The sequence below is a fragment of the Terriglobia bacterium genome (genome assembly GCA_020073495.1).
GTDB lineage: Bacteria > Acidobacteriota > Terriglobia > Terriglobales > Acidobacteriaceae > JAIQFD01.
Window position 1 is genome coordinate 285,858 of record JAIQFD010000003.1, and the last position, 26,444, is coordinate 312,301.

The 26,444-nt window shown below is 64.0% G+C and carries 20 protein-coding genes; 12 read left to right on the forward strand and 8 right to left on the reverse strand.

Going from position 1 to position 26,444, the window contains the following annotated elements; genetic code table 11:
- The 6 genes from LAN37_08670 to LAN37_08695 all read right to left on the reverse strand — a co-directional run bounded on the left by LAN37_08670 (position 1) and on the right by LAN37_08695 (position 5,586).
- The gene (locus LAN37_08670) at positions 1–528 is read right to left on the reverse strand and encodes a shikimate kinase (GenBank protein ID MBZ5647279.1); all 528 of its coding nucleotides are present in this window, start codon (positions 526–528) and stop codon (positions 1–3) included.
- A gap of 59 nt (positions 529–587) precedes the next feature.
- Positions 588–1,439: a DUF4097 domain-containing protein gene (locus LAN37_08675; protein ID MBZ5647280.1), complete on the reverse strand. Its 852-nt coding sequence runs from the start codon at positions 1,437–1,439 to the stop codon at positions 588–590.
- Between the two features lie 65 nt (positions 1,440–1,504).
- Positions 1,505–2,155, reverse strand: coding sequence for a hypothetical protein (locus LAN37_08680; GenBank protein ID MBZ5647281.1), 651 nt, complete (start codon positions 2,153–2,155; stop codon positions 1,505–1,507).
- A gap of 46 nt (positions 2,156–2,201) precedes the next feature.
- The gene (locus tag LAN37_08685) at positions 2,202–2,807 is read right to left on the reverse strand and encodes a sigma-70 family RNA polymerase sigma factor (GenBank protein ID MBZ5647282.1); all 606 of its coding nucleotides are present in this window, start codon (positions 2,805–2,807) and stop codon (positions 2,202–2,204) included.
- Between the two features lie 182 nt (positions 2,808–2,989).
- The gene (locus tag LAN37_08690) at positions 2,990–4,393 is read right to left on the reverse strand and encodes an MFS transporter (GenBank protein ID MBZ5647283.1); all 1,404 of its coding nucleotides are present in this window, start codon (positions 4,391–4,393) and stop codon (positions 2,990–2,992) included.
- Between the two features lie 176 nt (positions 4,394–4,569).
- Positions 4,570–5,586, reverse strand: a complete 1,017-nt coding sequence (locus LAN37_08695; GenBank protein MBZ5647284.1) for a ThiF family adenylyltransferase — start codon at positions 5,584–5,586, stop codon at positions 4,570–4,572.
- A gap of 187 nt (positions 5,587–5,773) precedes the next feature.
- Here LAN37_08695 and LAN37_08700 point away from each other — a divergent pair, with 187 nt between their 5' ends.
- From LAN37_08700 to LAN37_08745, 10 genes are all read left to right on the forward strand, one after another.
- Positions 5,774–8,845, forward strand: a complete 3,072-nt coding sequence (locus tag LAN37_08700; protein ID MBZ5647285.1) for a BamA/TamA family outer membrane protein — start codon at positions 5,774–5,776, stop codon at positions 8,843–8,845.
- Entirely contained in the window at positions 8,845–9,510 is a 666-nt protein-coding gene (locus LAN37_08705; GenBank protein MBZ5647286.1) for a SurA N-terminal domain-containing protein, read from the forward strand. The genes LAN37_08700 and LAN37_08705 overlap by 1 nt, the downstream gene beginning before the upstream one ends.
- Positions 9,507–13,568, forward strand: coding sequence for a translocation/assembly module TamB domain-containing protein (locus tag LAN37_08710; protein MBZ5647287.1), 4,062 nt, complete (start codon positions 9,507–9,509; stop codon positions 13,566–13,568). The genes LAN37_08705 and LAN37_08710 overlap by 4 nt, the downstream gene beginning before the upstream one ends.
- Positions 13,569–13,572: 4 nt before the next feature.
- The gene (locus LAN37_08715) at positions 13,573–14,241 is read left to right on the forward strand and encodes a protein-L-isoaspartate(D-aspartate) O-methyltransferase (GenBank protein MBZ5647288.1); all 669 of its coding nucleotides are present in this window, start codon (positions 13,573–13,575) and stop codon (positions 14,239–14,241) included.
- Positions 14,242–14,276: 35 nt separating this feature from the next.
- A complete protein-coding gene (ubiA, locus tag LAN37_08720) occupies positions 14,277–15,143 on the forward strand; it encodes a putative 4-hydroxybenzoate polyprenyltransferase (protein ID MBZ5647289.1) in 867 nt (288 codons plus the stop codon).
- 223 nt (positions 15,144–15,366) lie between these two features.
- The gene (locus LAN37_08725; protein ID MBZ5647290.1) at positions 15,367–15,573 is read left to right on the forward strand and encodes a cold shock domain-containing protein; all 207 of its coding nucleotides are present in this window, start codon (positions 15,367–15,369) and stop codon (positions 15,571–15,573) included.
- Between the two features lie 117 nt (positions 15,574–15,690).
- Positions 15,691–16,815: an aminofutalosine synthase MqnE gene (mqnE, locus tag LAN37_08730; GenBank protein MBZ5647291.1), complete on the forward strand. Its 1,125-nt coding sequence runs from the start codon at positions 15,691–15,693 to the stop codon at positions 16,813–16,815.
- Between the two features lie 213 nt (positions 16,816–17,028).
- Entirely contained in the window at positions 17,029–18,072 is a 1,044-nt protein-coding gene (locus LAN37_08735; GenBank protein ID MBZ5647292.1) for a hypothetical protein, read from the forward strand.
- Positions 18,073–18,096: 24 nt separating this feature from the next.
- Entirely contained in the window at positions 18,097–19,260 is a 1,164-nt protein-coding gene (locus LAN37_08740; protein ID MBZ5647293.1) for a hypothetical protein, read from the forward strand.
- A 115-nt stretch (positions 19,261–19,375) separates the two neighbouring features.
- A complete protein-coding gene (locus LAN37_08745; protein ID MBZ5647294.1) occupies positions 19,376–20,605 on the forward strand; it encodes a N(4)-(beta-N-acetylglucosaminyl)-L-asparaginase in 1,230 nt (409 codons plus the stop codon).
- A gap of 154 nt (positions 20,606–20,759) precedes the next feature.
- Here the strand turns inward: LAN37_08745 and glpX are convergent, their stop codons facing one another.
- Positions 20,760–21,743 carry a class II fructose-bisphosphatase gene (glpX, locus tag LAN37_08750; GenBank protein MBZ5647295.1) on the reverse strand — a complete coding sequence of 328 codons (984 nt, stop codon included), beginning with the start codon at positions 21,741–21,743 and terminating at the stop codon, positions 20,760–20,762.
- Positions 21,744–21,929: 186 nt separating this feature from the next.
- Positions 21,930–23,111, reverse strand: coding sequence for an acyl-CoA dehydrogenase family protein (locus LAN37_08755; protein MBZ5647296.1), 1,182 nt, complete (start codon positions 23,109–23,111; stop codon positions 21,930–21,932).
- Positions 23,112–23,409: 298 nt separating this feature from the next.
- Here LAN37_08755 and LAN37_08760 point away from each other — a divergent pair, with 298 nt between their 5' ends.
- Positions 23,410–24,396, forward strand: coding sequence for a hypothetical protein (locus LAN37_08760; GenBank protein MBZ5647297.1), 987 nt, complete (start codon positions 23,410–23,412; stop codon positions 24,394–24,396).
- Between the two features lie 145 nt (positions 24,397–24,541).
- Entirely contained in the window at positions 24,542–26,197 is a 1,656-nt protein-coding gene (gene guaA, locus LAN37_08765; protein ID MBZ5647298.1) for a glutamine-hydrolyzing GMP synthase, read from the forward strand.
- Positions 26,198–26,444 lie beyond the last annotated feature (247 nt).

The following is a 26,444-nucleotide window of genomic DNA, read 5'->3' on the forward strand; positions in this document are numbered from 1 at the left end:
TTACCTCCCCAGCTGCAACCGCTGGATGATCTCGGCCGCCACCTGCTCAGCCGTCTTGTTGGATGTGTCCACGCGCACGTTGGCCCGCAGGTAGTGCGGCCGGCGGGTCTCGAACAATGCGCGGAACCGGCTCTCGTCCTCGAACAAGGGACGCGCCGGTCCCATGGCCTCGCAGCGCTGCCGCAGGATCTCGAAGCCCGCGTCGAGGAACACCATGGGGTCGCCCGCCTCGGCCAGCAACCACGCATTCTCGTCCTGCACGAAAGCCCCGCCGCCCAGCGCCGCCACCGTTGGCCGCTCGTGGTCGAGCTGGTCGAGCAGTTCGCGCAGCGCCTCCGTCTCTGCCTTGCGAAACGCGCTCTCGCCCGAGTCGCGGAAGATCTCGGCGATGCTCCGCTTCTCCCGCGCCTCGACCCGGTCATCCAGGTCTATGAAGCGCCATCCCAGGCGGCGGGCGAGTTGCTCTCCCACGCTGGTCTTGCCCGCACCCATGAATCCGACGAGGAAGACCGCGCGGTGCCTGCCCATAGAACACTTTCGTAGAGACGCCCTTCCGGGCGTCTCTACAGCAATTCTGGGAATCTGAGCTACTGCTTCTTGACGCGGATTTTACCACTGAAGCTGCGGAGCTGGACCGATGATGCTCCGGTGTTGGAGGTCCCGGCGAAGGAACGTCCCGGGTTGGGCTGGAACGCCAGGTGCGACTTTTGGTGGAGAGGGAAGTCCTGCTCGACGGTTCCAGCCACCGAGCGCGCCGAGAGATCGACCGATGCGCTGGTCGGCAGCGACACCTCGATGTCCCCCGCGTGGCTGTTGAACGAGTAGTCTCCGCCCCCGGCGAAATCACCCTTGTAGCGGATGTTTCCCTTGGTGGTGTTGACGGACACCTTTGGCCCGTTGACCGAGGTCATCTGCACGTCGCCGTTCACGCTGGTGACCTCGACGTGCCCATTGCCGATATTGCTGAGCGTGACCGGCCCTGTCACCGTGCGAATGTGTACGTGCGCATTGCTGCAATCCTGCACCGTGATCTGTGCCGTGTCGCCCTCCAGCGTCATGTCGCTGCGCAGCTTCTCCACCCGGATGGGCCCGCCGGCGGCGCGCACCGTGAGCATGATGTTCGGCGGCACCTGGATGTCGTAGTCCACCTGGGCTTCGCTTTCGCTGGGCTTGCCCAGCAGGTGGCTGTGTGCCTCGATGCGGTTGCCGGTCTGTGTGGAATCGACCTCGACCTTGTCGGAGTGAGAGGTGGCGCCGATGACCACCTGGCGCGAGCTCGACGGACGAACCGTCACCGCTCCGAATTCGTTGACCACGTTCAGTGTGGCCCCGCTCCCCACGTTGTAGCGAAACTCTTTCTGGGTGTCGGCGGCGAAGGTGGCGCAGGCCACCAGTGTCACGGCCAAGCCCAGTTGCTTCACGCGTGTTCCAGCTGACATACCGACTCTCCCCTGCACCGTGCCGGCCGACTGCCCGCTAAGCGAGAGCGCCGGTCTCCGATTCGTTACTCCAAAGACCGCGACAGGGCCATTTCGTAGAGCATGGCTTTCTGGTCATAGGCCAGCATAAGGTGATCGTGCGCTTCTTCGCTCCCCGGGTTCTTGGCCAGTGTCGTCTTGGCGTCAGCGATGTACGCGTTCACGCTCTTCAGACTGTCCTCGTAGCTGGCCCGCACAGCGGGAACGCGATGCGCGACCTCTTGCAGCAACTTAACGTCGTCATCGTCGATGGCCGCCGCCTTGGTAGTCGCGGCGGGGGCGTGCATCGCCGGCACCGCAGCCGTTTCGGTCCCGCTTGGGTTGGTCACGCTACGGTAGGTGACCAGCCCGATGACGATCAGCAGCGCCGCGGCTAACGCAGCCACTCTTGCCGGCAATCCCCAACGGCGCGGCATCAGGACCACTGGGGCGGGGAATCGGGCCGTCCCGGCAGGACGTACCAACCCTTCTCCCTCCAGGGAAGACTGGATCCTGTCCCACACCCGGGGATCGGGATCCATGGTCGGCTCCAGCAGCTTGGCCTGCTCGGCGATGTACTTGAGAACGGCCACCAGGTCGGAGCAGACCTGGCAGCTCTGCCTGTGTGCTTCCTCCTCGGCGTTGCCGCCGCTGTCAATGATGTCGGGAAGCACCTTCTGGTATTCGGCGCATGTCATGACTGCATCCTCTCCCCTATAAAACTCGCCCGTGTCAGCGCTCCTGTCACTGTCGTGCGGCCTTTTCGGCTCTGTTCAGCTTGAGGAGGTTCCGCAGCTTCATTCTCGCCTTGTGGAGCTGCGATTTACTGTTGCCGACCGAGCACCCCATGATTCCGGCGATCTCGTTGTGCTCGTAGCCTTCCACGTCGTGCAGGACGAAGATGATGCGGTATCCGGGCGGCAGGCTCTGGATGGCCCGTTCCAGGTTGATCCGATCGATGGATCCCGCCAGTACGTTGTCGCGCGCCCCGATATCTTTCCTCGGCCCGTCTTCCTGCTGCGGCTCCAGGCTCTCTTCGAGCGAAACCTCGGGCAGGCCTTTCTTGCGCAGGTGCATCAGCACCACATTCACGGCCAGACGGTGCAACCAGGTGGAGAACGCCGACTCGCCGCGGAAGGTCGCGATCTTGCGATACAACTGCAGGAACGCTTCCTGCGTCAGGTCCTCGGCCTCCGCCGTGTTGCCCGTCATGCGCAGACACAGCGAATACACACGGCGCTTGTGCAGGCCATACAAGCCTTCGAATGCTTCCGCGTCTCCCTGTTTGGCCCGATTGATCGCCTCTGCCTCTGGGAGCCCGGAAGCTGTCGTTTTTCTTGCTTGTGTCAATGCCCTTTTCAGGCCGCAATCTGTCAGATGCGGCTAGGTAGTTGCTCGTTGTATGCGTTGCAGAACGCAGCCGTAAGTGCCAACGGAATCTGGACTAACCCTGGGACTCCGACCGCCGGAGAAAGACCCCCGCCCGTGAAATGAGTCGTTTTGTTACCTGCCCGGTCGCCCGGCCCGCCCGATTATGCGCCTGTAGCCGTCGTAATGGTCTCCAGGCCGTGGCCGTGCGGCCCGGTCTCCCGCTGCCGCAGCAGAAAGGCAAACAGCATACCCAGGAAGCCCAGTACCGAGAAGATCTGCATGCCCAGGCGGTATCCGGCCGGGTTCTGCGCGCTCGCTCCCCCGTAATCGTTAGCCCAACCCACCAGCAGGTTGAAGCCGAACAATCCGATGTTCTGGATCATGGTCATCAGACCGTATGCCGTGCCCAGCTTCGACTGCTCGACGATGTAAGCCACCGAAGGCCACATGACGGCTGGGATCAGCGAGAAGGCGATTCCCATCATTGCCATCGGGACGTACAGACTGACGTGCGTGTAGCCCATGATGAGGTACACCGGGATGAGCAGCAGCGAACCGAACATCATGAACAACGCGCGCTTTCCTACCTTGTCGACCAGCAGCCCGAACAGCGGCGTGGCGAACATGGCGAACAGCGTCAACATGCTCGAAAGGAAACCGCCGAACGCCCTTGAGGTTCCGTGAGCATCTTGAAAGAACTCCACCGCGAACGTCTGGAACGGAAAGATCGCCGAATAGAACGTGATGCAGAGGGCCACGACGTACCAGTACGACGTGCCGAACGAAAACAGGTCCCTGAATACCACCTTATCGGTAGAGGCGTGGCCGAGCTCATAGTGCTTTTCCGCATAGAGCTCCATCACCCAGTAAACGACGGCGCCGGTGATGCAGAACGTGCAGAAGCCCACGCCGATCAAGAACGGCGTGCGCCAGTTGGAATATGCGCCTTGTGCCCAGGTCGGCGAATTGAGCGCCGCGAACGAGCCCAGACGCGCGATCATGAGGTTCACCCCGAACGCGAAGCTCAATTCCTTCCCGCGAAACCACTTCGCCAGCGCCGCCGTTACCGCGACGATCAAGGATTCCGCTCCCATTCCGAATATCAGTCGTCCGAAGGCCATCACCAGCAGGCGGTCATTCGACAGTGCCGTCCGGATGTAGTCGCCTGTACTCTGGCTGAACCAGCTGAAGGGAGCTGCTACGGTTCCGGCAACGCCGGGCGCGATCGCCGCAACAAAACGCGGAGGGCTGATGACGGTGACGAACGCGCCGATGAAGCACAGCACTCCAAAGATCAGGGTCGATTTGCGAAGACCGATGCGGTCGATGATCACGCCGCCGATCAGCACCGTGAAGATATTCGGGAAGCTGTAGATGCCTTGCAGCAGTCCGATGTAGGTTTGGGGGAAGCCGAGTTGGCGATTCAGCAGGTCCGCCACCGGGCTGAGCGCGTCGTAGACGTAGTAATTGCCGAACATCGCCAGGCTGATGAAGATCAGCACCAACCAGCGATAGAGACGCGAGGGCTGTGGACGGGCCTGGCCGGGGGTCTTGGGTTCAGTCATGCGGGGGAGGTCTTTCCCGGGGTTGTTCCTGGATGCCTTTGAAATTGTGCAGCGAACGCACCAAGATACCAGAACTTGCCGGAGTTGTCAGACGACCGGGGTGTCCCGTGAGTCATAGCTGGCGCTCGTCACATTCGGCCTGGCGCAAGGGAATCGTGGTGGGCTTTGGCGCCGGCCTAGCAGCCGACATACCGTGCGTAGAGGCTGCGCGCGGCGGCGGTATCGGTGGTGCCCTTGATGATCGCCCGCCCGTCGGGAAACAGGGTCATTTCGTATGGCTCGTGCCAGAACTTCAGGACGAATTCGTTGTGCCGCACCGCTCCGTGCGGGGAGAGGCGAGTGGCCAGCTCGGCGAAGTCGATCGGCCGGCGGCGCTCGTGGATCTGGACCGAATTCCGTCCACATAGCGTGATGTGTGGGCGTCCTTCTCCGGCCAAGTGAGGGAACTCGCGACGGGCACAGGTGGGACAATCGGAGCGCGGATGCGCGGTCGAGATCTCCGAGCGCTCGTTGCTCCAGGCGTCAAAGGAGAGCAGCGTGCGCCGCATTTTGTCGCGCGCCCCCACCAGCAGCTTCATGGCTTCCGTCGTTTCGATGGATGCCACCTGGTTGACCACCGAGTTCAAGATCCCCGAGGTGTCGCAAGTCTCGACCGTACCTTGTGGCGCCGCCGGAAACACGCACGACAGGCACGCGGTCTCGCCCGGCAGGATGTTCATGGTCACGCCATAGCTGCCGACCGCCGCGGCATAGATCCAGGGCACGCTTTTTTTCACGCAGTAATCGTTGACCAGGTAGCGAGTCTCGAAATTGTCAGTGGCATCGAGCACGAGCTGCGCGCTGCCCAGAAGTGGCTCGATGTTTTCCGGACACAGGTCGGCGACTTCGCCGTGGATCTGGATCTCGGAATTGAAGGCGGCAATCTTGCGCTGCGCGGCGACCGCCTTGGGAAGCGATTCCGCCGCATCCGCTTCGTCGAATAGCGACTGGCGCTGCAGGTTGCTGGGCTCGACATAATCGCGGTCGATGATGCCCAGGTGACCGACCCCGGCGCGCGCCAGCAGCCCCGCCACCGCCGATCCGGTCGCGCCGCATCCCACCACAATTACCCGCGACTCTCCCAGGCGGCGCTGTCCGTCGGCGCCGACTGGGCGGAAAAGCATCTGGCGCGAGTAACGATCTTCAATCGGCATTCCGGGTCCCAGCCATTATTATAAGTGCCGCGATCCAATCACCTTAACCGGGCGCGCGCTCCGGGTGCGAGTACACGGACCGAAGGGCGCCTGCTCGTCAATCTCCGCCGGGTATCGGCCTGGCATTTTTGAAGGGGCGTCTTTTTTGGGATTTCGGTCAGCTCTAACCCAATGGCTGATTGCGGCGGTGGCGTGTGCCCTCGCCGCCCCGGCGGTTCTGGGACAATCGCAGGCCGGATCCTCGGCCAGCCAGGACTCTCCGCCGGTGGGCGCCTCCGCGGCTCCTTTGCCCACGGCCCCACCGTCCCCGCAATCCCAGACCGGGGGGCTGAACCGGCTGGTGGGCCTCCCCGTCCGTGACATCGAGTTCCGGGGTCCTGCCCCCGACGAAGTCGAGCATCTTCGCACCCTCCTGGTACAAAAGCCCGGCGAACCCCTCGACAAGCAGAAGCTCCGCCTCAGCGTGCAGAACCTGTACTCCACCGGGCGGTTCCTCGATATCCAGGTGGAAGCCGACCGTACGCCTCAGAATGAGCTGAAGCTGGTGTTTGTGGCAGAGGCGAACTATTTCATCGGTCGTATGACGCTGGTGGGCGCTCCCAGAGGCGGACCCAACGCTCACCAGCTCATTAATTCCAGCAAGCTGTTGCTGGGACAGCTCTTCACCGACGAAAAGGACCAGGACAATAAGACCCTGATGGAGCGTGCCCTTGAGTCGATGCAGCGGACCCTCCAGGCGAACGGCTTCTACCGGGCGACCATCACTCCCGAGTACGCCAGGCACCCTGGCACGCAACAGATCGAGATCCAGTTTCATGTGGACGCCGGGGAACGGGCGAGGATCGGCAAGGTCACTGTGGATGGAGCTTCCGACCTGACTGCAGATCAGGCCTTGGACATCCTGAAGATGAAGCCGGGCGATCCCGCGTCGTCAGATCGGTTGGACCGGGCGCTGCGGCGACTGCGAAAACACTACCGGAAGCAGGACAGGCTTGAAGCCAGCGTTGCGGTTGCCCCCAGCTCCTATCGCCCCGAGAACGATGCCCTGGACTACGTCTTCAAAGTCGAGCGCGGGCGCGTGGTGGATATCCAGGTCGAAGGTGTGCGGCTGCTGAAGGGAACGTTGAAGAAGTACATCCCCGTGTACGAGGAGAACGCGGTCGACGATGACCTGTTGAACGAGGGCCGCCGTAATCTTCGCGACTACCTCCAAACCAGGGGATACTTCGATGTAAAGGTCAACTACACCCAAAAGGTGGAGTCCGACCGCCGTCTGGTCATCTACGACGTGGACAGGGGCATGCCGCATAAGCTGATCGCCGTCGACATCGACTGGAGCGACACCGTCGTCCTTCCCAACCACGAGACCTATTTCAAGGCGGACACCATCCGCGAGCGCATGCTGGTGCAGGCGGCAGGGCGAGTGCTCTCGCACGGACTTTTCAGTCAGTCGCTGTTGGCCCGCGACCTGCAATCCATCGAGAGCCTCTACCAGTCGAACGGCTTTCAGCAGGTGAAGGTCACCGCGGACGTACACGATGACTACGAAGGTGTGCCCGGACGCATGCGCGTTGCGGTCCACATCGCCGAGGGGCCCCAAACGCGGGTGAACTCGCTGAAGTTCGTGGGCAACGAGCACGCCCCAGCCGACCGGATCCGCAGCCTCATTTCCACGCTCGAGGGGCAGCCCTGGTCGGAGGTCAATCTCACCACCGATCGCGAAGCGGTCACGAACTACTATTTCAACGACGGTTTCCCCGAGGTTGGCCTCGAAGTCACTTCGGCGCCGGTCGCCGGCGACCCCACCCGCAGGGATGTCACCTTCAACATCAACGAAGGGAAGCAGGTCTTCGTGGATCGAGTGCTGATCAGCGGCCTGAACGTCACCCGGCCATTCGTCGTCGGGCGCGAGCTCCAGGTTCGCCAAGGCGACCCGCTGAACCAGAGCGCCATGTTCGAGAGTCAGCGGAAACTCTACGACCTCGGCATCTTCAACGAGGTGGACGTGGCCGTCCAGAACCCCGAAGGCGACGACACGCTGAAGAACATGTTGTTCGACATCAAGGAAGCGCGCCGCTGGACCTTCAATTACGGATTCGGCATCGAGGTGCAGACCGGCAGCGAACCCAACAGCAGCCTGCCCCAGGGCCGCACCGGCGTCAGCCCCCGCGTTTCCTTCGACCTCACCCGCATCAATTTCCGCGGCCGCAACCACACACTCCTCTTCAAGAGTCACATCGGCCGCCTGGAACAGCGCGGGCTTTTCACCTACCAGGCGCCGCGCTGGTTCGACCGCGAGAACCTGACCTTCAGCTTCATCAGCTTTTACGACAACACGAACGACATCCGCACGTTCACCTCACAGCGCCTGGAGGGCGCCTTCCAGGTGGAGCACCGCTGGAGCCGCGCCACCACCTTCCTCTACCGCTTCAGCTACCGTGGGGTCAGGGCGACCAATCTCGTGATCGATCCGACGCTGGTGCCGCTGTACTCGAAGCCGACGCGCATCGGCATGCCCAGTTTCACCTATATCCGCGACACGCGCGACAACCCGCTGGACTCACACCGCGGGGACTACACCACGGCGGACATGGGCGTCTCCACGCGCATCTTCGGATCCCAGGCGAGCTTCGCGCGTCTCCTGCTCCAGAACTCGACCTATCACCGGTTCGGCAAGCGGCGTCTCGTTCTGGCCCGCTCTGTCCGCTTCGGGATCGAACACCCGCTCGCCAGCACCAGCACCACGCAAGGCGTGATCCCATTGCCCGAGCTGCTCTTTGCCGGTGGCGGGAATTCGCACCGCGGCTTCTCCATCAACCAGGCTGGGCCTCGCGATCTGGACACCGGTTTTCCCCTGGGTGGACAGGCCATGTTCATCAACAACCTGGAACTGCGTCTGCCGCCTCCCTGGCTGCCGTGGCTGGAAGACAAGGTCAGCCCGGTCCTCTTTTACGATTACGGAAACGTGTTCGCCTCCCCCAGCGGCATGTTCCACAGCTTCCTGAAGACGGGTCAGAACAACCTTCAGTCCTGCCGGCCCAAGGTGGCGGCCGACCCGCCCGATTTCAAGCCGCTCTGTGACTTCGATTTCATGTCCCACGCCGTGGGCGGCGGGTTCCGCTACAACACTCCGATCGGGCCGGTGCGCCTCGACTTCGGCTACAACCTCAATCCGCCTATCTTCCTGGTCGGCCGCGAGAACCGGGTGGACGAGCTCCGCCGCTTCAATTTCTTCTTCAGTATCGGGCAGACTTTCTGATGAGGGCCTGGCAACAACTCGTGCTCGTTCTCGCGCTGCTGGCGCCGCTCGCCGTGGCGGGGGAAGTGGTCGAGCGCATCGTCGCCCGCGTCCATGATCGGGTCATCCTGCAAAGCGAGCTCGACGATGCCCTGCGCTACCAGGCGCTGCTCGCGGGCCGCGATCCGGACAGGTTCACCGGCGACGAGCGCAATCAGGCCATCGAGCGCCTGGTGGACCAGATGCTCATCAAGGAGCAGATCGACCGCAGGACGTTTGCCCGCGCCTCGAAAGAGGACATCGCCCGCCAGGTGGCCGACATCCGCCGCCGGCTCCCCGGTGCGCAGGACGACCAGAGCTGGCGCCAACTGCTCGCCCGCTACGGCTTGGCCGAAGCCGACGTCGACGAGCTGGTCGCCGTCCAGGTAGACATCCTGCGCTACGAGGACGCACGCTTTCGCCCCACCATCCACATCGACGAGCGCAGCATCAAGACGTACTACCTGGAACAGTTCATTCCGCAGCTCCACAAAGCTGGGGCGCAGGAGGTGCCCCTCCAGGATGTCTCCGGTAAGATCGAGGAGATCCTCATCCAGCAGCGGATCTCCGAATCCGTGGACTCCTGGCTGAGCCGGCTGCGGGAAGAAGCGCATTTACCGAGGTCGAAAGAGGTGAAACTGCAATGACGCGCCGCCGCACCAAGCTCGTGCTGGCTGCCATCGGGATCGCCTTGTTCGCTCTGTGCATCTCGGCGGCCTGGTACCTCACCAGTGCGCGCTTCCACGAGAGCGTCCGCGCCCGGGTGGTGGAAGGGCTCGAGCAGACCACCGGTGGCCGCGTCGAGATGAAGTCGTTCGAGTGGAGCCTGTCGAAGCTCGAGTTCGAGATCCGCGACTTGACCATCCACGGCCTCGAAGGCGTGGACGAGGTGCCGTACGCCCATGCCGACCGCGTCTTCGTGCGCGCCCGAGTCCTCTCCCTGTTCAGCCGCAAGGTCGGCCTCAAGTACGTGGGTGTCGAGCGCCCCGTGCTGCACCTCATCGTCTATCCCGACGGCTCCACTAATCAGCCGGCGCCGAAGGTCGCGCAGCTGGGCGGCCGTGCCCGCGCCCAACAACTCTTCGACATGGCCATCAACCGCCTGGAAGTCAAGGACGGGCGGTTGCTGCTGAATGACAAGCCGATCCCCCTCGATCTGGATGCCACCGACGTGGGCGCGACCTTGACCTATCGACTGCTCGCCCGGCGGTACGACGGCGAACTCCGCGCCGCCATGGTGCAGACCAAGTACACCGGCTTGCCTCCGCAGGGCTCCCAGGCCGCGCTCCAGTTCAGCCTTTGGCCGGACCGGGCGGAGCTGAAGTCGCTGAAGTGGGCGTCGGCGCGCTCGCAGATCGAAGCCAGCGGCGCCCTCAATGACTTCCGCGATCTCAAGGCCGACTTCACCTACAAGGCTTCGCTGGATGTCTCCGAACTGGGGGCCATCGAGCGCAACTCCGCGTTCCGCTCGGGCAGGATCGAGCTGAATGGCCAGGCCGCGTACCGAGGCCAGGGGTTCTCTTCCGCCGGCAAGCTGATCTTGAAGAACGCGGAATGGCAAGGCGACTCCCTGCGCGTCACCGGCATCAATGCTGGCGCGCAATTCACCGTCAACCCGGATCGCATCGCGCTGTCCAGCGTCTTCGGCACCGCGTTCGGCGGCTCCGCCAACGGCAGCGCGGAGATCCGCAACTGGATGACGGGCAGGCAGCCGCCCGCCGGCCAGCTCAAGCCCGCGCCCGAAATCGGCATCGCTAACCTCCGGTTCAACGGCATCCAGGTATCGCAGCTCGCGGCCGCGTTTGCCACGCGCTCTCTGCCGCTGGAGAATCTGGGGCCCGTCGGCGCTGCCAGCGGGACGCTCCGCGCGCAATGGGCTGGATCGTCGTCCAACATGGAGACGGCGGTCAACCTCGACATCGTGCCGCCGGCCAATCTCGCTCCCGGCCAGCTTCCCATTACCGCGCACCTCCAGGCTGTCTTCAGCAGGCCGCGGCAGACGATCGTAGTCACGCAATTCGACCTCGCCACGCGCGCCACCCGTGCTGGCGCCACGGGTGTCCTTGGTTCTGCGACGGCTGCGCTCCGCGTTTCCGTGGACTCGACCGATTTCTCCGAGTTCAGCCCGGTGCTCGCCCTGTTCGGCGAAGGAGCCTTTCCCGCCGACATCCACGGCCGCGCATCATTCAATGGGACCATCTCCGGCAAGCTCGCCGCCCCCAGCATCGCTGGTCGCATCGAGGCCACGGACTTCGATTCGCTGATGAGCATTCCGCCGGGCCTCGTGATCCCACTCTCGATCGTCGCTCCAGCGAAGCCTGTGCTCATGCATTGGGACCTCTTGCGCGCCGATGTGCTTTACTCGTCGACACAATCCGCGGCCCGTCACGGGCTGCTGCGCCGCGGCGCCGCGCAGATCGAATTCGACGTCACGGCCAACCTGCAGGGCGCCAGGTTCGATGCCGACACGCCCTTCTCGCTACGCTCCAAGGTGGCGAGCGTGGACATCGCCGATCTCCAGGCGCTGCTCGACCGGCGCTATCCCGTCGCCGGCAGACTGTCGCTGGATGTGAACCTGGCCGGCACCATCAACGATCTTCGTGGCGACGGGCACATGCAGGTGGCCAGCCTCAGGATCGGCCCGGAACCGTTCACCAGCCTGCGCGCGAACCTCCGCTTTGCAGGACGGGAGACGCAGTTCAACGACATCGTCCTCGCGCACAACGGCGCGCGCGTCGCCGGAAGCTTTGCCTATGTCCTCGGTACGCGTGGGTTCCGCTTCGATCTCCGGGGAGCCGGCTTCGATCTCGCGCAGTTCCAGCAGCTCCAGTCCGAGAGGTACCGGGTCGCCGGCCTGGCTGAGTTCAAGGCCTCGGGGTCGGGAACCAGGGAAGCGCCGGTCATCAATGGATCCCTCCGTGTCAGCCACCTGGTTGTGAACAGCGACGAAGTCGGCGAGCTCACCGCCGAAGCGGTCACGCACGGCGCCGATCTCCAGCTCAACGCGCGCGCCCATTACCAGAGATCCGAGCTCACGGTGGAGGGCACCGCGCACATGCGCGACGAGTGGCCCGCCGACCTCGTGATCCATTTCGACAGTTTCGATATCGACCCGTTGCTGCGGGCTTACCTGCCGGGCCGCATCACCCGTCCCTCTGCGATCGGCGGGCGTGTGGACGTGAAAGGGCCGCTACGCGAACCGCGCGGCCTCAACATCACCGGGACCATCGACCGGTTCTCGGCTGAGATAGAGATGATGCCCATCGGCATCGAAGGCGCGATCCGCTTCGACATGGCCGATCAGGTATTCAATCTGCGGCAGCTGCATCTGAAGGCGGAAGACACCAACCTGACCGCCTCCGGCAGCGTGCAACTGGGCGGCGCGCGCGAAATGAACCTCAATGCCAAGGGCGACATCAGCATGAGGTTGCTCCAGACCCTTAACCCCGATCTGGCCGCGTCGGGGCACATCAAGGTGAAGGATGTGACGGTCGGCGGCACCATGTCCAAGCCCGCGATTTCCGGCACCCTCGGCGTCGAGAACGCGGCTATCTCATTCCGCGAGCTTCCCAATGGCCTCAGCGAAGTTAACGGCACCCTCCGATTCGATCAGAACCGGCTTGCGGTGCAGTCACTCACCGCGAAGACAGGCGGCGGAACGATCGACCTGAAGGGTTGGATCAGCTACGCGCACGGTGTGCTCTTCAGCTTCAAAGTGGCCAGCGTCATGGAATCCGGAGCATCGGCGGAGGAGGCGGGTGGCATCCGCCTGCGTTACCCACCGGGGGTCAGTGCCGTCGCCAGGGTGAAGGGGTTGGTATATGCAGGTTCTGTCCAGAACTCCCGCCTGAGCGGCGAGATCGAGATCACCAGATTCGCGCTCAATTCGCGCTTCGACTTCGCCCAGTACCTGGCGCAGACCAAGCAGGGGCAGACCTTGCCCGAGCCCACGTCGCCGCTGAGCAACCTGCACTTCGACGTGCACATCACCTCGAGTCCCGAGGTGCAGGTGCAGACCACGTCGGCCAAACTTTCCGGTAACGTCGATCTCCGGCTGCGGGGGACTGCGAACCAACCCGTCCTGCTGGGCCGCGTCAACGTCCTGGAAGGCAATGTCTCCATCAGCGGCACGAAGTACCGCATCGAGCGCGGCGACGTGACCTTCTCGAATCCGACGCACATCGAGCCGGTGGTGAACGTGGAGGCCACCGCCCGCATCCGCGATTACGACATCAGCGTTGGCGTCCACGGCGTGCCGCCCGACAAGCTGAAACCCACCTACCGCTCCGATCCCCCCTTGCCCACCGCCGACATCATCGCTCTGCTCGCCCTCGGCCGCACCAAGGAGGAATCCGTGCTTACCGCGGGGCCGACCCAGAACTACACCGAGACCACCTCGAACGTCATCCTGAGTGAGGCCCTGAGCTCCACCGTCAGCAGCCGCTCGCAAAAATTGTTCGGCTTGAGCCGCATCAAGATCGATCCCCAGGCCGGCGGCCCCGAGAGTAACCCCAATGCGCGTGCGACCATCGAGCAACAGGTTTCCGACAAGGTCACGCTCACCTTCATCACCAATCTGTCGCAATCGTCCCAGCAGATCATCCAGGTGGAGTACAACGTGAACCGCAACCTCACCGTCATCGCCATCCGCGACCAGAACGGGGTGGTCAGCTTCGACGTCCGGTATCGCCAGCGGAAGCGGTAGCGCCATGTCCCCGCCGCATGCGATCGATCCGTTCGAGCCCAGGCGGCTGCGCATGGTGGAGACCCAGATCCGCGAGCGCGGCGTTCGCGATGCGCGCGTGCTCGCGGCCATGGCGCGCGTCCCGCGCCACTTTTTCGTGCCCGCTGGCTACGAACGCGAGGCCTACGAAGATCATCCCATCCCCATCGGCGAAGGGCAGACCATCTCGCAACCTTACGTGGTCGCGGCCATGACCGAGGCCCTCGCCCTCGAGCCGCAGGAGATCGTGCTCGAGATCGGTACCGGTTCCGGCTACCAGACCGCCGTCCTCGCGGAGCTGGTGAGCCGTGTGTACTCCATCGAGCGCATCGCCGCTCTCGCCGAACGCGCCCGGGAGGTGCTGCAACGCATGGGCTACGAAAATGTCAGCGTTGTGGTTGGAGACGGCAGTGAAGGCCTGCCCGGCGCCGGTCCGTTCGACGCCATCCTCTGCAGTGCCGCCGCTCCCGACCTCCCGCCCCCGCTCTTCGACCAGTTGCGCGAAGGGGGGCGCATGATCATTCCCATCGGCACTTATGGAGGACAGCAGCTTCAACTCGTACGCAAGGTGGAGGGCAAGCCCATGAGCGCCTGGCTCGACCTCGTCCGTTTCGTTCCCCTCATCGGCAGCCGCGGCTACCGCGAGAGCTGGTAGTGCGCCTCTTCCGCTAAAATCTCTTTGTGGCCGGTGTGTCCATCTTCCGCAATATCAGGATCACGCTAGAGATGATCAAGTGGGAGCACTCGGTTTTCGCGCTCCCCTTTGCTCTGTGCGGCGCCATGCTGGCCGCACGGGGATTGCCGCACTCCCGGCAACTGGCGTGGATTGTCGTGGCCATGGTGGCGGCACGCTCGGCGGCCATGGCGTTCAATCGCCTGGCCGACGCCGACCTGGATGCCGCGAATCCCCGCACCGCCGCCCGCGCGCTTCCCGCCGGCCTGCTCTCGCGGCGCTTCGTCGGATTCTTCGTGATCGCCGCTTCGGCCGTGCTGGTGCTGGCCGCCTCGCAACTGAATCGCCTCGCGCTCTACCTGTCGCCGCTGGCTCTCGCTCTCCTGCTCCTGTACTCGTACACCAAACGGTTCACTCGCTGGTCGCACCTGGTGCTGGGTTTCGCGCTCGGCGCGGCACCCGCCGCGGCCTGGATCGCGGTGCGCGGGGACCTCGACCTCCGCATTCTGATCCTTACCGCCGCCGTCACTTTCTGGGTCGGGGGTTTCGACGTCCTCTACGCCTGCCAGGACTACGAGTTCGACTGCCGCGCCGGCCTGCACTCCGTTCCCCGCTACCTCGGGATACGCGGCGCCCTCCGGGCCGCTCGCCTGCTCCACGGCCTGATGCTTGCCCTGCTGGTCTTGCTGGTCGTCGTCTTCCACCTGGGCGCCATCGCCATGACCGGCGTGGGCACCGTTGGGCTGCTCCTGGCCTACGAGCACTCCCTGGTCCGTGCCGGCGACCTCAGCAATCTCAACGCTGCCTTCTTCGCCATGAACGGCGTCATCTCGGTGGTGTTCTTCCTGTTCGTGGCCGGCGACCTGCTCCTGCGGCAGTCTTGATATCATTTGATATCAGCCCCTCGATTTCCGCTGGAACTCTCTCGTACCTCGACATATATTGGTGCTGTTTTGGGACGTGGAAGGCGAACCGCAAGTTGACTTGGTCTCTGCCGGCTGCGGCCGGTAGGGACTTTTGTTTTTTGTGTGCGCTGCACCCGCCCGCATCGGCACCTCGCCGCTCAGCACTTTGCACCTGGCGGGGGACGGAAAGGACGTTTTTTCAATGGCCAAGGAACGAGGGACCGTAAAGTGGTTCAATGCCAGCAAAGGCTATGGTTTCATCCAGCGCGAGCAGGGTGGAGACATCTTCGTGCATCACACCGCGATTCAGTCCGAGGGCTTCCGCACCTTGAATGAGGGCGACGCCGTCGAGTTCGAGGTGACCCAGGGCCCCAAGGGACTCCAGGCTTCGAACGTCACGCGCTTGTAGCCCAGCACAGCTCAACAGGGACAGGGAGCCGGCGCGCTCCGCCGGCTTCTTGCCCTCCTCCCCGCATCTGGCTGCCAAGCTGACCTCTGCCGCGCCGGTAAGGTAATATCGAGGCGGATGGCCCACGCTTTTCAGACCGACGATTCGCGCCTGCAACCCGTCGCCCAGAAGGTCCTGGCGGGAGAGCGTCTCGATCTCGACGACGCACTCGCCCTGTACCGCTCGGGGGACGTGCTGGCCATCGGGTGGCTGGCCAATCACGTGCGCGAGCGCATGCACGGCAACGCCGCCTACTTCAACGTCAACCGGCACATCAATCCGACCAACGTCTGCGTCGCCGCCTGCCGCCTGTGCGCCTTCGGACGCAAGAAGGACGCCCCCGGCGCCTACACGATGGCCCTAGAAGAAGCCTGGCAGACCGCCGCCACCGGCTACACCGAGGCCATCACCGAGTTCCACATCGTCGGCGGTTTGCATCCCGACCTGCCTTTCGAGTATTTCCTCGACCTGATCCGCGGCCTGAAACAGCGCTTCCCCCAGGTGCACCTGAAGGCCTTCACCATGGTCGAGATCGCGTATCTGGCGAAGCGTGCCAAGCTCACCATCCGGGAGACACTCGAGAAGCTGAAAGAAGCCGGCGTGGATTCGTTGCCCGGCGGCGGCGCCGAGATCTTCGCCGACCGCGTGCGTCACATCATTTGCGACCACAAGATCGACGGGGACCAGTGGCTGGAAACCGCCCGCCTGGCCCACCAGATCGGCCTCAAGTCCAACGCCACCATGCTCTACGGCCATGTGGAGAACGACGAAGACCGGGTCGACCACCTGCTCAAGCTGCGCGCTCTGCAGGATGAGACCGGTGGGTTCCAGACCTACATCCCGCTGGCCTTTCATCCCGCCAACACGCCGCTCCAGCACCTTTACACCACCACCGGCCTGCGCGACATCAAGGAGATCGCCATCGGACGCCTGGTGCTCGACAACTTTCCCCACGTGAAGTCCTACTGGCAGATGGTTTCGCCTAAGATTGCCCAGATCGCGCTGCGCTTCGGCGCCGACGACATCGACGGCACCGTGGTCGAGGAGAAGATCTACCACGACGCCGGCGCGACCACGCCCCAGGGCATGCGCCGCCAGGAGCTCATCCGCCTCATCAAGGAAGCGGGCCGGGATCCAATCGAGCGCGACACCCTCTACCGTCCCGTCACCCGTACCGAGACCTCATTCACGGTTTCGGTGTAGTGTCTGGGATCCCGAAATCGGGCCCATTCCTAGAGTAGCCGCTCCGCTTTTTGCCACTCTCCTAGCACGCAAACAGCCGCAATTCAAGCTGCCAAAGTGCAACTTCTGAATTTTCGCTTGCGTCACATTGGACAGGTGTAAGATTTGCCTTGGAGCGTCATTGGCAGTGGTGCGGAATGGGCGCGGGTTCCTTACCGCGTCCCCGAGGTACCCATGAACGTGCATGTCTCCTACAAGGCCGCAAGAGCTCCCGAAGTCGAAAAAGAATTCCACCACCAGATCGAGAAACTGGGCCGTCGGCTCGCCGTCTTTCGCCCCGAACTGATCCACCTGAAAGCCATTGTCGAGGAGACTAACCCCCGGGAGGGAATCGCTGTCTCTTTGAACCTGCGGCTGCCCTCCGGACAAATGGCGGCGCAGCAGGCCAACCACGCCGCCATCTCGGCGGTGAAATCAGCCTTCGCCGACCTGCTCTCGCAGCTCACCAAGCACAAGGACCTGCTGCGCGGGCAGAAGCGGCATCCGGCCCGCCGCGGCACCGAGGACAGCCAGTTGCGCGACGTGGTCCCTTTTGAGCAGACGTTTGCCGCCGTCCATCCCGTCCGGATCTCCGACGCCGATATCGCCAGCTGGGTGAACGCTAATCTGGAGCGTTTGAACGCCTTTGTCGAGCGGGAGCTGGCCTACCGCGAAGCTAACGGCCTGCTGCCGGAAGACGCGGTCAGCAAGGAAGAGGTCATCGACGAGGCCATCGTCACCGCCCTGGGCGACGAAGAAAAACCCGAGCTGTTGACGCTGGAGCGCTGGCTTTACCGCCTGTCCCTGCGCGCCATCAACCAGGTCAACGCCGGCAACCACGAGGCCGTGACCGCAGTCCCCCTGGAGGATTCCGCGCGCAAGCAGAACGTCCGCGCCAGTGACGAATCCGAACTCCAATACCATCAGCCCGACGAGATGCTCCACCGCTCCGACGTCATCCCCGACCTGCGCACCTCCAATCCGGAGCAGGCCGCCGCTTCTGTCGAGATGGTCAACCTGGTGGAAAGCGTGTTGCGCGGGGCACGGCGCGAAGACCGCGAGGCTTTCATCCTTTTCGCCATCGAAGGGTTCACCCTCAACGAGATCGCGGCCACGACCGACCGTACGGCCGATCAGGTTCGCGGTTCCATCACCGCCGCGCGTGAGCTGGTCCGGCAGAAGATGCCCTCGGCCAGCCTATGGCGCGACAAGCTTCTCCAACATACCAAGATAGCCTGAGATCGTTCTTCAGGAGAGAACGCGATGATCACGCGTGATGAACTCCGTTATCTGGCACAGATCGAGAATACGAACAATTCCGCCATCAGTTTCTATTTCCAACCCCGGACACCCAAGGACAAGTCGCACCGCGAAGAGATGATCCTGCTCAAGGACATGGTGCGCGACGCGCTCCGCCAGGCCGAGCACGGGACCGGCAACGGCAGGAAGAAGGAGGACCTGCACCGCATCCTGGAACAAACCGAGCAGTGGAAGGGAGGCTCGAAGGCGAAGGTGATCTTCGCCTGTGGCGCTCAGGAGATCTGGCGCGAGTTCGATGTCCCTCCGCACCTGGTGAGTTCCCAGCTCATCGTTAATGACGGCTTCCACCTCAAACCACTGGCGCGTCTGGTCGAGGCCTTTCCGCGCGCCTGCGCCGTCGTCCTGGACCGCGAGCACGCCCGCTTCTTCACCATCCGCGTGGGCGAGATCCAGGAAGCCGGCGAGATCCGCACTCCGCTGCCGCGTAAGGCGCGCACCGATGGCTTCGCCGGCTACAACGCGGGCCACAGGGAACGCCACGCGGACAACGAGGCCATGAAGCACTTCAAGGAAGTTGCCGAGCGGCTCCAGGGCCTGCAGCAGTCGGCCGGATGCGAGCGCTTCCTGGTCGGGTGCCGCGAGGACACCTGGCCCGACGTCGAGCCGCACCTGCATCCTTACGTGAAGCAGCGCCTGGTGGGCCGCTTCACCGTGGATCCCGCCCTGGTCACCACGCAACAGGTGCACGAGCACGCCACCCGCTTGCTCCAGGAGCACGCGCAATCCCAGCGGCGGGACATGGTGCGCGAGGCGCTCGGCGAAGCGCACCGCAATGGCCGCGGCGCCGTCGGCCTGCGCCACGTCCTGCTGTCGCTCGAGCGCGGCGAGATCCAGGCCCTGTTACTGGGCGAGAATTTCTGCGCCACGGCGGCGCGCTGCCTGCATTGCGGCCACCTCGACACCCGCGTGGTTCGCCATTGCGCCGTGTGCGGCAAGGAGACCCGGGAGATTGACGACATCGCCGACGCCCTCGTCGGCGTCGCCATCCGCAAGGGCCTTCCTGTCGTGTACGTCCGCGACCAGCCCGATTTCGAGCGCGCGGGCAACATCGGCGCCCTGCTCCGCTTCCGCGCCGACCAGAGCACGCCCAAGAAACTCGCGGTGTAGACATTCCCGTCAAGGCGTCTCGAAGCCACCAGCCGTCAGGTCTTCCTGGCGGCTGTGGTTTTTCTGTCCATTGGCCAATGCCCACTGTTATTCTGCTGCGCTCACCGGAGGTTGCATGTCCAACCGTCGTAACTTCATTGCTGGCGCCGCCCTCGGCGCTGCGGCCCTCGCCCTGGAGGCGCAGGAAACCAAGTCGGCCAGCCAGACGCAGGATGTCAGCAAACTTTCTCCGCCCAAGCGTCCGGTCATCATCTGCAAGCACACCGGCATGCCGCAGCTTGACGGCGCCTACGAAACCCTTCTGCGCGGCCACGACACGCTCGACGCCTGCCTCTTCGTCACCCGCGGACGCGAGGACGATCCCAACGACACCACCGTCGGCCTCGGCGGCCTGCCCAACGAAGACGGTGTGGTCGAGCTCGACGCCTGCGTCATGCACGGATCCACCCGCCGCGCCGGAGCCGTCGGCGGCGTGCGCAATATCAAGAACGTCTCGGCCCTGGCCCGCGTCGTGATGGAGCGTACCGACCACATCTTCCTGGTCGGCGAAGGCGCCGAGCGCTTTGCTGTCGCCCACGGCTTTCCGCGCGAGAACCTGCTCACCGAGCGCGCCCGCAAGACCTGGCTCCTGTGGAAGGAAACCATGTCCAACCAGGACAACTGGGGCCCCGGCCTCGCCGACCCGCAGTGGAAACCGCCCGTGCCCGTGCCTCCCCTGCCCCCGCAGGGAACTCCGCAGTCCCTTGACCTGAAGATCAAGCAGATGGAAGAGGTGGCGGCCCAGTTGGGCATTGAGCCCGACTATCGAATGAAGGCGATCTACGACTGTCTCTACCCGCCCAAGGGCACGCTGCACGTCTCGGTCGTCAACGAGAAGGGCGAGATGTCCGGCGCCACTACGACCAGCGGCCTTGCCTGGAAGCTGCCCGGACGCGTCGGCGACTCCTCCATCACCGGTGCCGGATGCTTCACTGACCAGGACGTGGGCTCAGCGGGCGCGGTCGGGCGCGGGGAAGAAAACATCAAGATCGCCGGCGCGTACACCATCGTCGAGAACATGCGCCACGGCATGGCGCCGCTCGAGGCGGGTATGGACGCCCTCAAACGCATCGCCCGCAACTACAACAACGACATGACCCGCCTGCGTTTCGTGGACATGTTCTTCTTCATCCTGCGCAAGGACGGCGCCTACGCCGGCGTCGGCCTGTGGAGCACCGTCCGCGGCAAGCCGTACAACTTCGCCGTCCACGATGGCTCGGGCAAACGCCTGGAGCCCTGTGTCGGCCTCCTCCAGGGCGAGTCCATCCAGTGGCCCCCGGCCGCTGCACCGACTGGATCGAAGTAGTTCGGGAAGGGGCACGGCTTGAGCCGTGCCGATGCAGCCTCGCCATTGTCATCCCGAGCGGGCTTCAGCCCGCGAGGGACCTGCTTTTCCCGCATTCAAGACAAAAGGCCTCCGTTTCCGGAGGCCTTTTCTGAGTACTGAGTACCGAGTACTGCTACGAGAATCTCACCTTCACATCGTCCCGCTTCTCCAGGTGGATGCTGTCGATGAACCGCACCTTGCCCGTCTGGAGCGTCAGGATGATGGACGACGTCCGCGTGCCCTCGCCGAAGAAGCGCACCGGCTTGAGCAACGAACCGTCGGTAACGCCGGTGGCGGCAAAAACGATCTGCTTGCCCGGCGCCAGGTCGTCCGCGGTGTAGATCTGCTTCGGATCCTTGATGCCCATCTTGGCCATGCGTTCTTCCTGCCCCGGCTTGGTCATCACCAGCCGTCCCACCATGTAGCCGTTGAGGCAGCGGATAGCGGCTGCGGTCAGCACACCCTCGGGCGCGCCGCCGGTGCCCATTACCGCGTGTACGCCGGTGCCGATGACCGCCGAGGCGATGCCCGGCGACAGGTCGCCATCGGTGATCAGCTTGATGCGCGCGCCCGCGCGCCGGATCTCGCTGATGATCTTCTCGTGCCGCGGCCGGTCCAGGATCACCACCACCAGGTCTTCGACGTCGCGGGAGAGCGCCTTGGCGATCTGTTTCAGGTTGTGGGCCACGGGCGCGTCCAGGTCCACAATGCCTTTGCACGACGGCCCCACCACGATCTTTTCCATGTAGCAGTCCGGCGCGTGCAGCAGCCCGCCCTTCTCCGACGCCGCCAGCACCGTGATCGATCCCGGCGATCCGGTGGCGCACAGGTTGGTGCCCTCCAGCGGATCCACGGCGATATCGATGTCCGGGACCTGCTGCCCGTCGGGAAACTCCGCCCCGACTTTTTCCCCGATGTAGAGCATGGGCGCTTCGTCGCGCTCGCCCTCGCCGATGACGATAGTGCCGCGCATGGGCACCGAGTCCATGGTCTTGCGCATGGCCTCGACGGCCACGTGGTCGGCGAATTTGCGATCGCCCTGGCCCATGGTCTTGGCCGCCGCGATGGCCGCATTCTCCACCACGCGCAGGAACTCCAGCGCCAGGTCGCTCTCCATGTTCTTGCCGAAACTCTTGGCCAGGGCCTTTACTTCCGGTCGTGTCTCAGTTGCCATGAATGAATGCCTCCAAGCGCCGCGCCCACTCGGCCTTTCCGGGGCAAGAATCATGCTCCCGCCCGCGCCTATCGTCAACCCTAGGGTCTGGCCGCTAGAAACTAGAAACCAGAAACTAGAAACTGCCGTTCAGATCGCGTCCACGCCCGTGATCGCCTGCCCGATGATCAGCGTATGGATGTCGTGCGTGCCCTCGTACGTCTTCACCGACTCCAGGTTCATCATGTGGCGCATGATCGGGTAGTCGTCGGTGATGCCGTTCGCGCCCAGCACGTCCCGCGCCATGCGTGCGCACTCCAGCGCCATCCACACGTTGTTCCGCTTGGCCATCGAGATGTGCTGCGGCTTCACCTTGCCCGCATCCTTCAGCCGGCCGACCTGCAGCACCAGCAACTGCGCCTTGGTGATCTCCGAGATCATCCACACCAGCTTCTCCTGCACCAGCTGGTGCGAGGCAATCGGCTGGTCGCGCCATTGCTTGCGGATCTGCGAGTATTGCAGTGCAGTGTCGTAGCACGACATCGCCGCCCCCACCGCTCCCCACGCGATCCCGTAGCGCGCCTGGTTCAGGCACATCAGCGGCGACTTCAACCCGCCCGACTTGGGCAGCAGATTTCCCCCGGGCACGCGTACGTCCTGCAACGACAGCCCCGACGTCACCGACGCCCGCAGCGACCACTTGCCGTGCACGTCGTCCGCTTTGAACCCCTTGCGATCGGTCTCGACGATGAATCCGCGGATCTTACTCTCCTCATGCTTCACCTTCGCCCAGATGATCGCGAGGTTCGCGATCGTCCCCGACGTGATCCACATCTTCTCGCCGTTCAGGATGTAGTCGTTGCCGTCCTTCACCGCGTGGGTCAGCATCCCGCCGGGGTTGGACCCGAAGCCCGGCTCGGTCAGCCCGAAGCAACCCAGGATCTCCCCCTTCTGCATCCCCGGCAGCCACTTGTTCTTCTGCTCATCGCTGCCGAACTCGTGGATCGGGTACATGCACAGCCCCGATTGCACGCTGACGAATGAGCGCACCCCGCTGTCCCCGCGCTCCAGTTCCTGGTTCATCAGGCCGTATTCCACGTTCGACATCCCCGCGCACCCGTACCCTTGCAGGCTGGCGCCGAAGAACCCCAGCTCCGCCATCGGCTTCACCAGTTCCTTGGGAAAGCGCCCATCGCGGTTGCACTGCTCGATGAGAGGCACCAGGTTCTCTTCGATGAACTTGCGCGTGTTGTCGCGCACCAGGCGCTCCTCGTCGGTGAGCAGGGAATCGAACTCGATGAAATCCACTCCCTTGAACTTGATGGCGGGCATACGGCTCCTTGCTTGCGTTCCTTGAGATCGCGCTGAGTAGGAAGGAACCGACAAAGCTATCAGACGCCAAAACGGAGGGTCAAACGGAACAATGCGGCCGCAGAGATTGCACGGCACGCAGCCAGAGACGGTGTCGTCCTGAGCGAGGCTGCGCTTTGTGCAGCCGAGTCGAAGGACCCCTACCCCTTCAAGAAATTCGTCATCCTCGGCGAGCGGAGCGAGTCGGGGGAACCTGAATTCCTTCGACGACTCACGGCTTTAGCCCTCGGGCCGAAAGCCTGTATCCTTGACCGTGCGCATGCCCCGCCCATCCCCCGTCCGCGAAGGCTTCCGCACCGCCATCCGCTATCCCGGCCTAGCCGCGGCCGAGATCGCCTGGCGCTGGAGCTTCGGGGCTGCCGCGTGGGGCTTGCTTATTTTCGCCTGCTTCGCTTACCTGCACAGCCTGACCGTCACCGATGCCGACTGGCTCCTGATCCGCACCAAGGTGCCGACACTGGTGGCCGAGGCTTTGCGCCACATCTTCAGCGGCAGTTGGCCGCGCCTCTTCCGCGCCGCTGCCGTGCTCCTGCCCGCGATCAGCGTGCTCTGGATCTTCGCGGCATCTTTGGCCCGCTGGGCCTCCCTGCGCGCCCTGCTCGCCGAGACTCGCGGGCGCTTCCGTACCTTGCTAGGCCTGCATTTCCTGCGCGCCGCCACCGCTCTCGCCGCGTGGGTCGGATACCTGGGCGCGCTGCTGGTCGCCGGCTTCGCTGCCAGCCGCGGCGTCAACGACCGTCCCGGCCTCTTCCTGCTGGTCTTCTTCTTGATCGCTGCCATCATCGGCTTCTTCCACGGACGCCTGCGCTGGTATCTTTTCCTCGCCGGCATCTTCGCGGTGCGCGACGGCTCCGACTCCTTCGCCTCCATCGCCGCCGCCTTCGACGCCTACCGCGACCGCCGCCGCGCCTTCCTTTCCCTGGCCGCGATCATGTGGGTGGTTCGGTCGCTCGTCCTCGTGGCCGCCACCGTGGTCAGCCTGGTGCCTCTGGGCGTGCTCCGGAGATCATCTTGGATACCGGTCGCCGTCGTTCTGGCCCTCATCACGCTGGTGTATTTCGTGGTGGCCGACTTCCTCTTCGTCGCCCGCCTTGCGGCCTACGTCGAGATCCTCCGCGACGAGCCGGTTGCTGTTCCACCAGTAGAGTCGCCGGTTCAACCTCCTCCGGACTCCGCGACCTACTCTCAGTCCAGCGATGCCGCCGGCGCGCCTGGAACCAGCGCCCTTGGCGCGGCGGATGTGTAGCCCGGCACGCCAGTGCCGGGTCGCCGGCCAGTAAGGACCCGAGTCCCGTAGGGACGACGGATTTCAGCGCGGTACGGAAGTACCGCGCCATAGCCAAGAAGCACGACTCGCTTTACACTTCCAGCGACATCTGTCACACTCGACCGTGGAACACCAATCCATCGTCATCCTCGACTTCGGCGCGCAGTACAGCCAGCTCATCGCGCGCCGCATCCGCGAACAAAAAGTCTTTTCCGTCCTCGTGCCCTGCACCGCTTCCGTGGACGAGGTTCTCGCCTACAATCCCGCGGGCATCATTTTCTCCGGAGGCCCCTCCTCGGTCTATGACAAGGACGCGCCCACCATGGACGACCGCGTCCTTTCCCTCGGCCTGCCCATCCTCGGCATCTGCTACGGCCTCCAGGTGATGGCGCACAAGCTCGGGGGCAAGGTGAACCCTGGCAAGAGGCGCGAGTTCGGCCACGCCGAGATCACGGTCACCAATAAATCCCCGCTCTTCGATGCGCTGCCCGTGCGCATGCCGGTCTGGATGTCCCACGGTGACGAAGCCACGAAACTCCCCACCGGCTTTCACCTGGTCGCCAAGTCGGAGAACGCCGTCGCCGCCATCGAGAACACCCAGACCCGGATGTACGCCGTCCAGTTTCACCCCGAGGTCCGTCATACGAAATTTGGGACCGACATCCTGAAGAACTTTGTCTTCAAGGTCTGCGGCGTGCGTCCCGATTGGACTCCGCAGCGCTTCATCGACGACACCGTCAACCAGATCCGGCAACAGGTCGGCGACGGCCACGCCATCTGCGCCCTTTCCGGCGGCGTGGACTCCTCCGTCGCTGCCACCCTGGTCCACCGCGCCATCGGAGAGCGCCTCACTTGTGTCTTCGTCAACAACGGCGTGCTGCGCAAGAACGAGTTCCTGAAGGTGCAGCAGAACCTGCGCGATCGCCTCGGCCTCAACATCGTCGCCGTCGACGCCAGCCAGCGCTTCCTTAATAAGCTGAAGGGCGTCACCGAGCCGGAGAAGAAGCGCAAGATCATCGGCAACGAGTTCATCGCCGTCTTTGACGATGCCGTCACCCACCTGCTCAAGGGCGACATTCCCCGCAACGCAACTCTCGTCGCGACCGCGAGAGGCCTCGCCTCAGCCCAGAAGCGCGCACCCGCAAAGCGGAAAATTCCAAATTACAAATTACAAATTACAAATCGGAAAATTGATTTCCTCGTCCAGGGCACTCTCTACCCCGACGTCATCGAGTCCCGTTCCGTCCGCGGCCCTTCGCAGACCATCAAGACGCACCACAATGTCGGCGGCCTGCCCAAGCGCATGAAGCTCAAGCTCATCGAGCCGCTCAAAGACCTCTTCAAGGACGAAGTCCGCCGCATCGGCCGCGACCTCGGCATGCCCGAGGAGACGCTCATCCGCCAGCCTTTCCCCGGCCCCGGCCTCGCCGTGCGCATCCTGGGCGAAGTCACGCCCGAACGCATCCGCATGCTGCAGGAAGCCGACGACATCGTGGTCGGCGAGATCAAGGCCGCCGGCCTGTACACCAGGATCTGGCAATCCTTCGCCGTGCTGCTGCCGGTGATGTCGGTGGGCGTCATGGGCGACGCCCGCACCTACGCCTACACCTGCGCTATCCGCGCCGTGCACTCCGAGGACGGCATGACCGCCGACGTCGTCGAGCTGCCCTGGGACGTCCTGAAGCGCATCTCCACCCGCATCGTCAACGAAGTCAAAGGCATCAACCGCGTGGTGTACGACACGACGTCCAAGCCGCCGGGCACCATTGAGTGGGAGTAGGCGCTTCCGTCTGTCATCCCGAACGGCTTCAGCCGTGAGGGACCTGCTTTTCGCCCTAAGGACAGCAGGTCCCTCACCGACTTAAGTCGGTTCGGGATGACACTGCTAAGACACTGCGCCCGGGCTTCAGCCCGAGTCGAGGGATCCCTACCTCCTCCGCAATCCCCCACAGAGTAGCCCGCGCGCCCTCGCGCGGGCCGGACGCAACGCCGAGCGGTGTAGGATAGCGACCTGAGTGCTGAGCAGA